Origin of the sequence: Mediterraneibacter sp. NSJ-151 (assembly GCF_022487435.1) — a bacterium.
GTDB lineage: Bacteria > Bacillota > Clostridia > Lachnospirales > Lachnospiraceae > Schaedlerella > Schaedlerella hominis.
Genome location: NZ_JAKVPP010000004.1, coordinates 280,398 through 296,319, shown reverse-complemented (window position 1 = coordinate 296,319; position 15,922 = coordinate 280,398). Strand labels below are relative to the sequence as shown.

The 15,922-nt window shown below is 39.1% G+C and carries 8 protein-coding genes and 1 tRNA gene; all 9 read right to left on the bottom strand.

Annotated features, from left to right (window positions below; genetic code table 11):
- Positions 1–111: 111 nt before the first annotated feature.
- Positions 112–732, bottom strand: a complete 621-nt coding sequence (locus LQE94_RS06115; RefSeq protein WP_240577249.1) for a hypothetical protein — start codon at positions 730–732, stop codon at positions 112–114.
- A 13-nt stretch (positions 733–745) separates the two neighbouring features.
- Positions 746–1,696: a class B sortase gene (srtB, locus tag LQE94_RS06110; RefSeq protein WP_118738429.1), complete on the bottom strand. Its 951-nt coding sequence runs from the start codon at positions 1,694–1,696 to the stop codon at positions 746–748.
- A gap of 7 nt (positions 1,697–1,703) precedes the next feature.
- Positions 1,704–2,624: a class B sortase gene (gene srtB / locus LQE94_RS06105; RefSeq protein WP_240577248.1), complete on the bottom strand. Its 921-nt coding sequence runs from the start codon at positions 2,622–2,624 to the stop codon at positions 1,704–1,706.
- Positions 2,625–2,657: 33 nt separating this feature from the next.
- Positions 2,658–3,929 carry a hypothetical protein gene (locus LQE94_RS06100; RefSeq protein ID WP_240577247.1) on the bottom strand — a complete coding sequence of 424 codons (1,272 nt, stop codon included), beginning with the start codon at positions 3,927–3,929 and terminating at the stop codon, positions 2,658–2,660.
- Positions 3,930–4,016: 87 nt separating this feature from the next.
- Positions 4,017–4,553 carry a signal peptidase I gene (gene lepB / locus LQE94_RS06095; protein ID WP_117990099.1) on the bottom strand — a complete coding sequence of 179 codons (537 nt, stop codon included), beginning with the start codon at positions 4,551–4,553 and terminating at the stop codon, positions 4,017–4,019.
- Positions 4,554–11,582 carry a DUF7601 domain-containing protein gene (locus tag LQE94_RS06090; protein WP_240577246.1) on the bottom strand — a complete coding sequence of 2,343 codons (7,029 nt, stop codon included), beginning with the start codon at positions 11,580–11,582 and terminating at the stop codon, positions 4,554–4,556.
- Positions 11,583–12,286: 704 nt separating this feature from the next.
- The gene (locus LQE94_RS06085) at positions 12,287–15,118 is read right to left on the bottom strand and encodes an ATP-binding protein (RefSeq protein ID WP_240577245.1); all 2,832 of its coding nucleotides are present in this window, start codon (positions 15,116–15,118) and stop codon (positions 12,287–12,289) included.
- A complete protein-coding gene (locus LQE94_RS06080) occupies positions 15,081–15,662 on the bottom strand; it encodes a xanthine phosphoribosyltransferase (protein WP_022074874.1) in 582 nt (193 codons plus the stop codon). Before LQE94_RS06080 ends, LQE94_RS06085 begins: the two co-directional genes overlap by 38 nt.
- A 186-nt stretch (positions 15,663–15,848) precedes the next feature.
- Positions 15,849–15,919, bottom strand: a tRNA-Gly gene (locus LQE94_RS06075).
- Positions 15,920–15,922 lie beyond the last annotated feature (3 nt).

The following is a 15,922-nucleotide window of genomic DNA, read 5'->3' as shown; positions in this document are numbered from 1 at the left end:
TATTTGGATGGCGGACTGGCAGATTCTATTCCGATTCGTCAGTGGCTTTTTTGGCAAGCCAAAAAGCCACTAAACTCCGTCCCCAACCGGCACCTTTATTTTACATCGGTCTTAAACACGCCGATTCTTATTCCACTTATATACTACTATTATAAGCAGTGCACTCAAAATCAATACAATCAACGAGATAAAGGACTGATCGTCTCCTGATTTTGGGACACTTGCTGTATTTTTCACTGGTGTCTCATCTTCCGCCTTATGTTGGATTGTAAAACTTAATGTCGGCGATTTATTCCCATCTTTTCTTTTAATTGCAGTCTTAACTAAAAAATCTTCTGAGCCATTCTGCATTACATAATTCTCTATGGTATAAACCTGCCCATCATAATCCTTATCATCTTTCTCAACAACCTGTTTCAGCTGATATCGATAAGTAGCTGCCTCCTCATAAGAAAAAACCAATTCCTTACTTTCATTACCATTAAGACTAAATTTCAACCTGTCTCCATTGCTTCCTTCCGGCATTGGATTGCCAGAACCTAAGCTTGTCAACTCATATTGAAACTCATCTGTAGTCCCGTTTGTTTTCCCTTTTACAGTCTGTTCCACCGTCAGAGCAGCTTCTTTATTTTTCCCCGCTGCATATACCTGATTTGGAATGACCACACATACCATCATCACAAAAGCAAGGCACACCAGCTTTATTCTCTGTTTATATCTTTCACTTTTCACATACATACCTCTGTCAGTTTTCCAGTTTTCTACTGTTATTTTTTGTTTTCTTTCTCTTTCCGCTCCTCTCCACTGCCATCAGTAACAAAATACTGAACAACAGCAGAATCAGAACACCTAATCGCTTCATACTAGTTTTCCAGAAAATCCCCCAGTCGATTCGGTCAATCTGACTGTTCCTTTTCAAAGTTTTCTTATACGTATCTTTATACGTTTGTTTTGAAAGCTTTCCTATCAGAATATGCCTTCCGTTCGTGATATTTTCCGTACACGTAGACATCACTACCAGCCGGTCCTCTGTGGAAAGACTGATTTGACGATACCACAAAGCAGTATCTTCTATCTCTTGCAAATACTGTTCTTTCCGGGAAACTTCCTGCACTGGTGTTACATAAAGACCTGTATTATAAGCATCCAACTCCAAGAATGCAAATAACTCCAGACCATAATCTTTTCCATTGGTAAAAACATTACCATACAAATGACTGTCCGCAAAAGACGGATCCAGATACCGGTCAAAATCCCCGAACATCGCTCCGCCATCCATATGGTGACCATAAATAATGGTATTAAAATCTGAAAAATCCTTCTGATTCATATAATCCATGAAGATTGAGCCAGACAAGCTATATTCTCCACGCGGATTTCTCATTAAATATGTGCTGTTATCCTCCGACTGTACTACCGGATAATCCACATGTGTTCCATAAATCGTAATCCAGCCACATACATCACTGTTCTGCGCCTTCAATTCGTCAAAATCCCCATAGTCTTCTTCCGTTGGACGATAGATTTCATAATGTTCCGGCATGGCATTTTCTTCCAACATGTAGCTGTCTCCAATGCCATAGGTTCCATAACAAAAAAGAACAACTAAAATAATCATCAAAATCCAATTCAATAACTCGTTACAAATATCCAGTATACGAAACGCCTTGTCAGTTTCTGCGTTCTGTCTCTTCATTTTGATGTTATTTCCGTCCTTTCCTTCTTTGTCTGCAAATCCACTGATCTGCGAAACAGATTAATATCAATAGGAGCAGTAATAAGAACAACGCAGCCTTCCATCCAGGCATAAAATCTCTCCATCCGCCTCGTCGGTCTACCGCTTCATGCCCGGCATGATCTTGATCTTTGGCACTGTATGTATCTTTGTATGTCTGGTCTGTAATTCTTGCTACAAGAATATCTCTTCCGTTAGTTGACTCTGATGAGCAAGTAGATAATAGAAGAATTCTATCATCTGCTTCTAACGTAATGTCATTCATATAAACTGCATGATTTCGAATCACTTCCATATAAGGGATACTGTCATTTCTTGTTACATTTATATTAAAAACAGAACTGTCATAAGCATCCGCTTCTATTAATGCAATGATTTCCAATCCAAAATTACGATTCTGAACAAATAGATTACCATATGGGTGTGCTTCGTAAAAGGCTTGTTCTTTAAATTCCTTGATACTTCCGAACATGACATTTGGAACCATATTATGTCCATAGAGAATAGTATTAAAATCTCGAAAATCCGGATTATTTTCGGAATCCATAAAAATTGCACCGGTCAGGGAATATTCACCTTCTGCATTCTTGTTAACATATTCCCAATTATCTTTTCCCTGTACAACCGGATAATCAATCGGGGTATCATACACTGTGATCCAGGCAATCACATCCGAATTCATCGACTGTAATTCCTGGAATCCCAGCGTATCTTCTTGAGGTTTATAAATCGCATATTGTTCTGACGTTGCTTCCTCTGCCAGATTCTGCGAATCCCATAATGCATAGCATCCATATACCAGACCCAGAAGCAAAAGCAGAAGTAAACCATAATCCAGTATTCCATTCATCCCTCTTATTACTCTGCAAATACCTCTGTGTCTGCACATGCTAAATCATTCCTCTGTCTATATTCATTACCCTTATCTTCTGTTCATTCTCTTCTTGCTATTCATTGCTACGATACCTGCAAATGCAACAACTGCGATAGCAATCATGATAATGAATGGGAAGTTATTTACGATGATACCTGTTACTGCGATATCTTTGTAAGTGTTTGTGTAATCAACCTTGTTTTCCTGCTGTCCAAGAGTTTTGTTTTCAACCTTAAGATTCTTACCTACTGCTGCTGTTAATGTACTAGTATCTGCTTTTCCATTGAACATTGTCTTTGCTGTTGCTGTCCAGTTTGCTACACCTTGCTGATCAACTGTTACTTTAGATCCAGCATAGCAGCTCCGAATCATCATGTTCTTACCTGCTGGCAGTGTAAATGTTACAGCTTCTCCATACTTTCCAGACACCTTTGCTCCATTTACAAAATAAACATATGAATCATCAGCTGTTGTAATTCCTGCTGGCTTTGTTACTGTCATAGTATACTTAAAGTTTCCAGCTTGATCTTTTGGGTTTACAACATTATTCGTTACTTTGAAGGCATAAGTTGATGGATCTTCCGGATCTGGTACAATCGGATCTGTTGGGTCTACTACGCTACCTGCTTTTGCAACATATTCGTTCACGAATTTCAGACCACTAAAGTTACTTTCTATACCACCTGTTGTTGTTCCTGGATTACCATTTACTTTTGTACCGTCAGTATTATCTGCTCCAGCATCAGTCTTAGTATTAATAATTGAAAGACCTTTAATGTATAATTTACCATTTGTATCCTGTGCTACGAAAATATTAAGTTTGTATTCAGCCTTTGACGCTGTAAATACATCATTAGTTTTTGCCTTTGTTACAGTACTAGTTGACGTTACTTTATAAACATATTCACCAGTTGTCATTTTTTTACTAGAATCCATTGCTGTTTTGAAACTTGCAAGAAAGTTATCGCTCTGTTTTCTTAATACTTTGATGTCTGTAGCAGTAGTATCTTTAATCTCATCTTCTCCTGCATTGAATTTAACATTTGCAATTGAAATAGCAGGCATATCGCTCACATTCATTCCTGCAGGTGCAGCAGTTTTAGCAAAGGTAAATTTGACATCGTTCGCTGGAGTTACTACATCATTTCCCATCTTATACTCTACAGTAATTGCTGCTTCAGGAGTATCTGTTGGTTTCCATGTAGCAGGACCATTATTATCTGCTGCGTTTACATTTGCTACATTTCCGAGACACATTGTTCCGACTAATACTGCGGATGCAAAGAGTCTGCTCATTTTTTGTAAGGATTTTTTCTTCATCTTTCTTTCTCCTTTTCCTTAGTATATTTTTTTATTTAACACCCTCCGCCATTATGCGGAGAAATATTAACAAGTTCTTGCGGCTTATCAAAAGCCTCTTCTTCGTACTATCGTCATAACTTTTCCCTTCGTGTCTTTCACATCTACCGCTCCGTACACTCGACTGTCTGACGCATTCTCACGGCTGTCTCCCAGGACGAAAATCTGCCCTTCCTGTAGTTTGATTGGGAAGTCCACTCCCGTATCATACCGCTGTGTCTTTTCGTAAATCTGATGTTCTTGTTGCGGTGCTCCGTTAATTGTAAGACCGTCCTCTGTAATATCCACTACATCTCCTGCAGTTGCAATCACTCTCCGGACCTGTTCTTTTCCTTGATAGTTCAAAACAACCAGGTCCGAAGCTACATAACTCTTCCTTAACCGATAATAAAAGACCAAATCACCATCTTTCACTGCCGGAAGCATGGCGTTGTCCGCATAACGGAACACACCGAAGATAAATGTGAAGATAACCACAATGGCAGTTGCAATTGCTACAATCTTCAACAGAAGGTACAAAATCTCACGGAAAATCCCTCCTGCCACTGATTCCTCAGAAATTACTTTTTCCTCTGCAGTGTCCATCTAGGATCTCCTCCTCCCTCTCACTCGTAAGACAGAAACTCCTGTGATTAGAAGAACTCCCATCAGACCTACAAGTAACAGACTGTTATCTGTATTTCCTCCATCAACACCTGTAACTACGATATTCTTCGTATTGGTAAAAACAAAATTGGTACTGATCTCATCTACAGCTACATTCGCTACACTTGAAATAACTTTTGCATCTTTTTGAATCTCGCAATTTGTTCCGTTGCTGTCTTGAATGATGCTCTTAATCGTATATTGGTTATCCCCAGGTATCAGTTCTAAAGTCTGTCCTGCTTTCAGCTTAAATGTAATCTCCTGATTCGCATCTACTGTCAGCGATGTAATATTTGGTGCATTTACTGCCGGTGATACATAACTTCCTTTACACGGAATCACTTTTCCTTTTGGATAACTTGTCTTAACCTTATAAGTAAATTCTTGATTATTCCAGATACCATCTCCCTTTATCATCTGTTTAATTATTACACTTGGTTTGTCGTAATCTGCATTTAAGATTACCGATTTTGTCATCAGTGCTGTTTTCAGATCTACTTTTTTCTTGTTCGGATCTGTGCTATCTGACCACTGCGTAAATTTCTGGCTTGTAGTATCTTTGTAGAAGCCTGGATCAGATGGAATCTGACTTGGCGAAAGTTTCTGTCCCTTTGCAACCAATTCTCTCTTTAGTCTCGTGTTATTTTCAAAACTTGCTTTCTTGTACTGTGCATTTCCTGATGCATCAAATCCAACCAGTACATACTGCTGTGCTGTCGTATTACCATAATAGTCCTGAGCATATACATAGAGCATCTCTCCATTATTCATTGACTCCACAGCCGTATAAGTTCCATCCTTTGCTTTTGTAGGAGTTTTGTAAGTATCTGAAAATTTTCCAGTTTTGTTGTTACGTACAAGTGAAACCTGCGTTCCCTTATATTTTGTTGCATTTGCAACATATGTAAAGTTCTCCTGCGACTCGTTTGTCAAATCGGACGTACCATTTGCTGCATCAATCATTTCATCCTTGACTTGAAGCTTTGAAATTTCAAACTCCGTGTCATTATCATTCTCTTTTGATTTCGTGATAGTTCCTGTATTCTCTATTCTAGGACCCTTAGTATCTAGCAGATATTTTGTCCACTTTCCTGTAAGATCGCGCACATAAATGAAATAATTCTTATTCTGATCGAACTGATAATTATCAGTCATCTCAAATTTCCATACCGGTTTTTCAAAAGTTGCCTCCACTGTTTTACCTTCAATATCTGTAAAACTTCCACTGTTAAGCAGATAACAACTGCACAAACTTTCCAAGATCTCAGATTCTGCGTCCTTATAACGGAATTTGAATCCTCTGTCTGCCTTTGGTGCATCATAGGTGCTGAGATATACCTGTGCATATGTACATCCTGGGAATTCTGCTTTCTCCGATGTTGAGAATGAACTTCCTTTTGTATCAATTCCATTTCCATAAAGATCTCTGATATAAACTGTCAGTCTTCTTCCATAGTTATCTCCCTGGTCTTTTGTCCATTCACCTTCCATCTTTTGCTGATAGATTACCGGCTGGCTGGAATCATTGCTATTAACAAATGCAAGTGATCGATTCGTTGCATTCACACTGAATTTCTCTCTGTAATTTTGGTTATATTGTTTATTTTCCTCTGTTGTATACACTGTCCAGTAAGGGGATTCCTTGCCCTGACTTACAGATACGTAATCATAATAATCTGGTAGCTGAATCGTAACACTCTGTCCATGAGAAAGCTGAATTATAAATTCTCCATTTTGATCTCCCGTTTGCGTTCCATTAGCCTGTGCCGTAACCCCTGATATTCCTGCTATCGTTCCACCTGTATATGGAAAGGCCTGCCCATTATATCGATTACCTGAAGCTCGTTGCGCATAAATGGTATAAGTAAATTTTTTGTTCTTATCTGCAACATTTCCTGTAACCTGGTTACTAATCGTTAAGGTCGGATATGTCCACTGTGGATAATAATAAGTAGTTTCATCACTTACAGTCTCCCTTGTTAATGAAACTTGATATTTTCCACTGTCCTTAGAGTTATACCAGTAGCGGAACCTCTGATTTCCAAGTAGCGGACTTGATGGCTCCTGTGCAATATTCAAAGTACTTCCCACCAGTCCCAGTGTAGATGAAGTGGTAGACCCATCGCTGAACTTTCCAGTTGATGTAGCTCCACCGCTCTGTGCATCAAAAACAATTGGTACATAAGTAAATCTCGAGATATTTCCATAGCCATCCTTTACAAAGACATATAATTTTTCTGTTACGGAAACAGATACATTACTGAGTGTACACGCCCCTGTACTGCTGTTAACGGTTGCACTGGTATAAGTGTTCCCTGACCATGGGTCTAAACCTGTTTTGTTATATCGTACCTCTGCTATCTTCTTACTACTCTGAATATACTGCGTTGCATTCGCATTGTAACTTACATCTGCAATATCTGATGTTCCATATGTTGCAGTTTGTATTGGATCTGTAAATTTTAGCCCCGTAAATGTATAACTGTAAGTTCCATCTGATACTTTCTTTGATGTAATATTTGTGTAAGTACTTGTCGGGCCTTTCGTATCCAGAAGGAATTTACTCCAGTTTCCGGCATTATCTCTTGCGTAAATAAAATAATTTGTGTTTGCCTGATAAATACGTGAGTTCAATTTCAAATGCAATACCGGTGACTTTGTTGTAGCTGTCACTGACGTTCCATTGATATCTATAAACGACCCACTGTTCATCCAACCATAAGAAGATACATTTGCTGACTTCAACTGAATATCTGTACTGGAATTATATGTATATCCATAAACTCCATCCTTTAACTGAACATCCTGCGTACTTAAATACACCTGAACACCAGTTGGATATGCACCATCCGATGCATCATGAATGCTATTGCCATTCTTGTCAATTCCGTCACGATATAAATCCTTCAGATAAATCTCCAATTGTCCTATCTGATTTCCACTCAGAGACATAGACATATTCGTTGTCTTCGCCTGATATACCAACGGCGCATATGTATCTGCACGAAGTACGATTTGGTTACTGTTTTGAGAACCTATTGTCAAATAATATTGTTTGTCTGCAATCCAGTTATACTGCTCCAGCTTCGCATTATTCGAAGAATTAAACTGAATCAATGGATATTCCACAGTCCCCTTATGTCTTGGTGGAAGCGTTGTTGATATGCGAAGCTTACTATAGCTTGGTACAGTCAGCGCATTTTTAATAATCAATGGTCTTCCACTTGGAGAAGTCTCACCTTTATAGTCATATGTAACCGATACTTCTGTATTTGTACCATCTGTTGTAAGGCTGTTGATTGTCCGGTTCATTGATGTAGAAGACAAATAGTCTAACATCAGTTTTCCTGAATTCTTGAGTGAGATATTTGCCTTTCTTGTACTGTCTCCAAATCCACCTGTAACTGAATTGGACGCATCTCCAAGATGAAGTTCTCCTCCATTAATCTCTACCTGGTCAAAGTAGTCCAGATGAACGCTTGTAGATTCTTTCGGTCTTACTTTTGCAGTCACATACAGGCTAGACGATCCAACTGGTGCATCGTATGCTCCCATGCAATCCCCTAATAAAACAACTTCATGATTTGAAGAATCCTTGTTAAGATAAACCTTTGCAGTATGCCCACTTGAAACATTTGGGTTAGTGAACATCAGCTGTGTGTTCTCTGCTGTCAGTCTATAATTTCCCTCAACTTCTATAACGGATTTAAAATACGGATTAACCTTTGCAACACAATCCTTCAAATTAATGTTCAGATCTTTAACACTATACCTTGCCGGATCAATTATTATAGTACCAGTATGGCCTGTACAGGACTCCACATTAATCGTTGTATTTCCTAATCCATCTTGCTGCTTTGAAGCATAGATTTCATTTACATTCACACAATTTTTTAATGTAAGCGTAGAGCCTGATGTTCCCTGCGTACTGTTTCCTCCTGCGTTTATTGTTACATCACCTGCGAATCTACAGTTTTCAAATGTCAGATTGTGTCCATTTCCATGCATCACAAATGAATACTTATTAAATTCGTAGAAATCTGATCGGAATTCCACATTTTTCCATGTCAGTGAATTAAAGTTTGGAAAGACTTGATCCCAAAGCCTTAATCCTGTACTCGGAGAATTCCGCTCATTTGACCCTGCTATTGCACCCTCACATATGATTGTCACATTTTTATTTGCAAACCCTGTTGCATTATTAAATGCAGTAACATCCTTATTAATCAGATTATATCCCCTTGTAAACCATAGCGTATAAGTGCCTCCAGACTGTTCCCGCAGTCTATCTAATACCTCTGCAAATGAATCTGCCGAATATAATGCATTTCCTGTAATGGAACTTCCACTGTATAGATAGATTATATTTTGTGCTTTTGTTGTAGCATACAGCTTAATCAATCTATTCGTTGTATCTTGTGCCATTGTGCAAGTAACATTCGTATGTGTTTTTAATGTCCCTATCGCCTTTACTGACGTCGAAAAATAATTTCCCCTTATATGAATCATGGAAAACGCACTACTTGCGCTTGTATTCGCTTGTCTTCCCATCAATTCAATAGTAGCTTTATAAGAATCTGAAATTCTATCCAGATAATCCACATCTACAACATTTGTACTATTTCCCCCCATGGCATTGTATATCTGAAATGTGTTATAATTATCTTCTAATACAATTCTTCCAAAACGCTGGCGATTCCATGCTTCATAGCAATCTCCACCAGAACAAATGGTTGAACTTTTTGTTGCTACATATCCAATACAAGTCGGCAAGTCCGGTTTATAGTCCTTTGGAACATAGCGATCTCCACCTTTGGCATCCTGCTTTTTCTGTTCTGTCCAATAATGATAGAAACTGGAATCATACTGCATATGTCCGAAATTGCTCACACCCCCATCACATGTAACAGAATTATTCAACCTCAGATATCCCCAGCCAAATACGTTAGCAACCTGCGTGTTATTGACTTCAATATAACCTTTCGATGTGGTTGCTTGATCATATCCAGCATGTTCATATGCTCCTACAAATCTCAGACTTTCCTTAATATCATTGAATCTATACGATATAGATCCTGCTGTGCAGTCCTCCTTCGCTGTAAACCAGGTTCCACATTCTGCTACGTAACTTCCTGATGCATCTAATCTAAGATCTCCTGTTACTTTCCCATACAATCCCCAGAAAGATCCACCTACGGTATGGACTTCTTTCGGTTTCAACATTGGATCTACTACAGTTGTATCGAATTTACGAATGGCTGTATCTTGCAGTGTTGCATGGACATCTCCTGTATGAGTATAGGTTTTAGAACTGTTAAGTGGTCCACTTGATGCATATACATTTCCATAGATTGTACAATTTGTCATTGTTAGATTAATAGTTCCTGTTGAATCATCCTGTCCGCCTCCAAAGATCTGATTTACAGGAGCATCCTTTGTCATCTCTACATCTTTAAATTTCAAATTATAGGATACATTGGTACTATTACTATAATATCTTCCACCATAAATTGCAGTTACTGCTCCGCCTACAAATTTCACATCATCAAAAGTGGTATCGTTCTGATTACCATAGACTGTTGAACCACTCCAGTCCAGATTAACGTGTGTAAAATAAGCATTGAATCCATCAAAATAGATTCTTTGTTTTTGGGAAGTAAATGTTGTCCAACTGCTATAAGAAGTACCTGTGCTATAATTGGTTGCTCCTGTGAATACAATTGTTGGTTTATTCGTTGTTCTTTTCCCCAGTACTCCACTCGTACTGGATGGACTTCCCATCGCACTTAAATCAGCTGAGCTTGCCGTGTAATTATCTAGGAATGTAATTTTAAAGCTGTTGGATGTTGTATCTGCATTGATTGCAGTCAGCGCACTTTTCAAGGTTCCATACGCATGTCTTACAGTACCTGCTGAAGGCGTCTGGTTGGTTCCTCCCTGCACCAGAACCGACCACTTTCCATTCGTTCCTGCATCACCCACACGCTGTACTACTGTCATATCCTGTGTCAGGGCAATCAAGCTTGCTATCGACATATTCGCCTGTGTACTCAACAATGAAATTCCATCATCGGCTGCTGTCATCTGTACTTCGCTAATCTTATCGGCTGGAATGACATCTCCCATCTTAATCTCAGTCCCATCTGGATAGGACAACATAATACCTGCCGTCTTTGCTACTTGCCAGCCAATCAGTGGATTTGTGTTCTCCGCATCTGCATCCTCTTCCAACTGTACATCATCTGAAAGTGAAACCTCCGGTGCCTGAAGCCCTTCTCCTGTCACAGCCATCTGTGTGTAGCTGTCATATTCTTCTTCCGATACAGCAGATGCTGTCAGCTCCTGCGTATTGCTTTCTATCCCTTTCTCTTTCTGTTGTTCAATCAGCTTTTGTGTTGTCTCATCTCCAAGTGCCTGTTCAATTACTGCACTTTTTGCTTCTTCCTGTGCTTCTCCTTCGGTATAGCTTTCCGGTGCATCTACCTGTAAATTCTGTGATTTCGGAAGATAATAGTTGACGGTTACGGGTACAACAGCATCTGCGATATTTACCGTCTCTTCCGCAGCCTCACCTGTTGTCTCTACTTCTGGTGACTGTTCTGCGTCGGCTGTATCTTCTGTCTGTTGTTCTGCCGACTGTATCGGTTCCGACGATTCGACGGTTGTATCTTCCGATTGTATCGGTTCCGATGATTCGACGGTTGTATCTTCCGATGTCTTATCTTCTGTCTGTTGTTCTTCCGATTGTATCGGTTCCGACGATTCGGAGATTGCATCTTCCGACATTGGCAGTACTGTCTCTGCTCCATCCACCACAGTTTTCTCTTCTGTATTACTTTCCTGACTGTAATTCGTATCTGCGGCGAATACAGCCGGCATGATTTGGGAATGAATGAGCACAATTGCTAACAATAATGCTAAAACTCTTCGTAAGATAACACTCCTTCTTTTCTTCTGTCCTTTCTTCATAAGCTCTGCCCCTCACTTTTTCTCATGTTTCTTTAATATTCTGAATTCAAATAAAAAAAACCAAATTTTACAAACAACTGTCTCTTCAATGATGTTCATAAAATCCGGTTTTGCCTACTGAAAGTAACAATCCTACTTATATTAATTTATTAATTTGTTTTTCCATGTTATAATTTCTTGTCAATTTTTTATAACAACATCATACCCCCCTGTATTTTTTGTCAATACCTTATAAATGAGTTTTTTCACAACCCCTCATGTGGAAAAAAAAAGCCGGAAAACTCCGTCCCTGTTTGGCCCTTGTTTATAAAATGTGGATAACTTCTCATAATCCTGCCAGATCTACCTCATAGATAAATCTCTCCGGTTCTTTCTCCGGCTGATAAAACATGCTCAGATACCAAGGATAATACTCGATTCCTTCATTCTTCATCACATTTTCCTTGCAGAATACAATCTTTTTTCCAAAGCGCTTTCTTTTTCTCCTGATTTTTCCACGAAATTAATTTCTCTGAGATTTCCCTTTTTAACATTTTTCCAGCCTCCTGATATTAGTATTGTTACATTTTTCCGGGGTTATTCAATGTATTTTGTTACATTTTTCCGTGTAGAGAGGCAAGTTAGGGCCGGGGGAGACCAATGGGGACGGGGTTAGTGGCTTTTTTCGCAAAGCAAAAAAAGCCACTAACCCCGTCCCCATTGGTTCACTTCAACACTTCGGTTATTATTTTTTTCATTTTTTCTGCATCTATCGGCTTTGTGATATGCTCATTCATACCGATAGAAATTGCTTTTCTTCTATCTTCTTCAAAGGCATTCGCTGTCATAGCTATGATTGGAATCTCTGCCTTTTCTTTATCTGACATCTTCCGGATAATCTCGGTTGCTTTATATCCATCCATATTAGGCATCTGAATATCCATTAGAATCAAATCATAGGTTCCTGCCGGCATCTGTTTCACCTTGCAGACACACTGGACTCCGTCATTGACCCAGTCAATCTGCAGTCCCATTTCTTCAAGAATCGTGCTTGCAATTTCAGCATTTAGCTCATTATCTTCTGCCATCAGAATATGTTTGCCCTGTAATACGGTTTCCTTTTCGTCGGATTTTAATCCTTCATCTGTTTGTCGGTAATATTGCTCGTCTGCTTTTCTGTGCATAAGATGAACGATAAATGTTGTTCCTTTCGCTAATTCGCTCTGCACTTCAATCGTACCGTCCATTAAATCGACAAAATCTTTGACGATTGCCATGCCAAGACCGGTTCCGGCTACTTTGCTTGTAGTCGTATTGCGTTCTCGTGAAAAGGAATCAAACAAAGTTGGAAGAAAGTCTTTACTCATTCCGATACCGTTATCACGGATTTCTGTCCGAAACGCTGCAAAACCTTCCCTTTCACACGGAATCTCTTGAAGTTTTATCTCGATGGTCCCACCGGATGGTGTATATTTGACTGCATTGCTGATAAGATTCACAAAAATCTGTTTTATTTTTGTAATATCACACATAACGTGTGAATGTTGAACACAAACCTCAGATTTGAGATTGATCTTCTTCTCCTTTGTCTGTGGCTCAAATACGCTTACTACTTCTTCGAGCAGTTGGTCAACCTGGGCGTAGGACTCATTTAAGTACATCTTCCCGCTCTCTATTCTTGCAAGGTCGAGTACATTATTGATAATGTCCAGAAGCAGTTTTCCGGCCCGCTCAATCTTTTGCTGATAATCCAGTAATTTAGGATCTGTCAGCTGTTTCTTCATCAAATGATTATATCCAAGCAGTGCATTCATCGGGGTACGAATATCGTGTGACATATTATATAGAAATGTTGATTTCGCACTGTTTGCCTGCTCTGCCTGCTGCTGTGCATTCTTCGCTTTTTCTTCTGCGATCCTCGCTTTTCTCAACAGTCCCAGAATAATCACCAGCACTACTATAAATACTGTTAAAATGACAAGGCTGAATATCAGGAAATTATCCTTTATAAATTCTTTTGCTGTAACCTTCCGCAAAGAATCTTCATATGCTGATTCAGCACTGCTCAGCTTCGAAGTCTCCATTGTTTTTAATGTCTTATTCAAAATAGATAACAGCGTTATATTTCCTTTGCTTACTGCAAATGATGAGTTCATAGCTCTTGTCAAAAATACTCCATGAATATTCTTGTCATCTACATACTGCACCAACACTCCTGTTCTGATTGGAAAACAGTCTGCTTCTCCATTTCTCACTTTACTTTCAGCATCCTCTGCAGAATTACATTCTACAATCTTCCAATCCGGATAGTTATAAGAAATATACCATTTATACTGAAGATCTTCTTTTGAAATTGCGACACGATTTTCTGCATTTTCATCAAAATGGCTCTGCTTAGTAAGTACCGCCAATGGTGTTGATAATACGGTGTCAGACAGCGATATTCCATTTTGCTCGGCCATATACGGATTCTGACCTGCATGAAAAATCATATCTATCTTGCCTTCCTGCAATGCCTCTATCTGATTTTCTTCCAGGTCAAATCCTATCAAACGAAATTTTATCTTATCTCCACCAAAACAATTGCTTGCATCCTGAACGTAATCATTGATCACCCCTAGCAATTCGCCATTCTCTCTGTCGTATGTACTAAATCCGGTATCATCCTTCAAAAATCCAAGTCGAATCTCTCCATGTTCTTTCAGCCACTCTTTTTCTTTTTCCGTAAGAAATACAACTGTTTCTGTTGCAATATATTGTTTGTAAAGCTCGTCATTGTAAAATGGTTTGTCATATTCCATGGAACGCATGGCAGCATCCAGTGCTTCTTTCAAATCGGGACGCGCCTTACTGATTCCGAAATAAATGTCTGAACTGCCTGTTATAACAACTGGCGATAATCCTCGTTCGACCCAGATGGAATTTTCTGTAGATATAATTCCATCGATTTCATCATTGTCAAACAACTCTTTTGTCTCTTCAATATTATCAACCAATACATGCTCTGTCGTTATATTGTGATCTTTTTCCCACTCGCAAAACTGGTCCGTCTGCACGCTGTTTTCTATCAAAGCAATGCGTTTCCCATTCAAGTTCGACAAATTTGTCAGAGATATATCTGCATTTGTAATATCGACATATAAATAATACTTTTCCTCTCCCATAGGACGATCTGAGAAAAGAATCGTTTCCGCACGTTCATCTGTGTAGGACACATTTGCCATTATATCTATGTCACCTCTCTGCAACATATCCATCAATTCTGTCCAATCACCGGTTACATACTCGTAATTCCAACCTGTATACGTCGAAACAGTCTGTTCATATTCATAAGCATATCCGCTTCGTTCCCCATTCGCTCTTGTAATCTGATAAGCACACTCATACCATCCTACCCGGATTGCTTCTTTTTCTGATTGTTCTGCTGCTTTTGCAGGAATCGGAAATAGCGCAGCAAATAATATCAAACAGACTATAAAACAGACTGTTCTTCTTAAAGCTGTTGCAATGCTATGTATATTACTGCTCACGGAATACAACGTTTCCAGTCTCTGCATCCATGCTCTCTACAATTGCCAGAGACTCCAACTGGAATCCAAGATTACGGATGATTCTTCCACCTGACTGGAAGCCTTTCTCAATTGCGATTCCGATTCCTTCTACTGTTGCTCCTGCAGACTGTACGATCTGGATCAATCCCTGCAATGCACATCCGTTAGCCAGGAAATCATCGATAATCAGCACATGGTCTTCCGGATTTAAGAACTTCTGTGCTACGATCACATTATTCTGACATTTGTGTGTAAATGATTCTACCTGCGCAACATACATCTCGCCTTCTAAATTGATGCTTTTTGATTTCTTCGCAAATACAACCGGCACATGGAAATGCTGGGCTACAACACAGGCGATACCGATTCCTGATGCCTCGATTGTAAGAATTTTATTGATCGGTTTTCCCTCAAAACGTTTCTTAAATTCTGCCCCCATCTGATCGAACAGTTCGATGTCCATCTGATGATTCAAAAAGCTGTCAACTTTGAGTACATTTCCTTCTTTTACAATTCCATCTTTTAAAATTCTTTCTTCTAAAAAATTCATCTTGTGCTTCCTCTCATATCGTTAATCTTTTTTGCATGACTCTGAGTATCGACATATTCCCCCACTCTTAGTCATAAATTCTTGTTCTCAAGTATAGCACAACTTTCCCTTTAACAAAAGTGGAAATTATACAAAAAAAGAACCCCTAAAGGTTCTGAACACACATTTATAAAATTGCAATAAAAAAGCGGGTGATGGGAATCGAACCCACGTATCCAGCTTGGAAGGCTGGTGTTCTACCATTGAACTACACCCGCGTA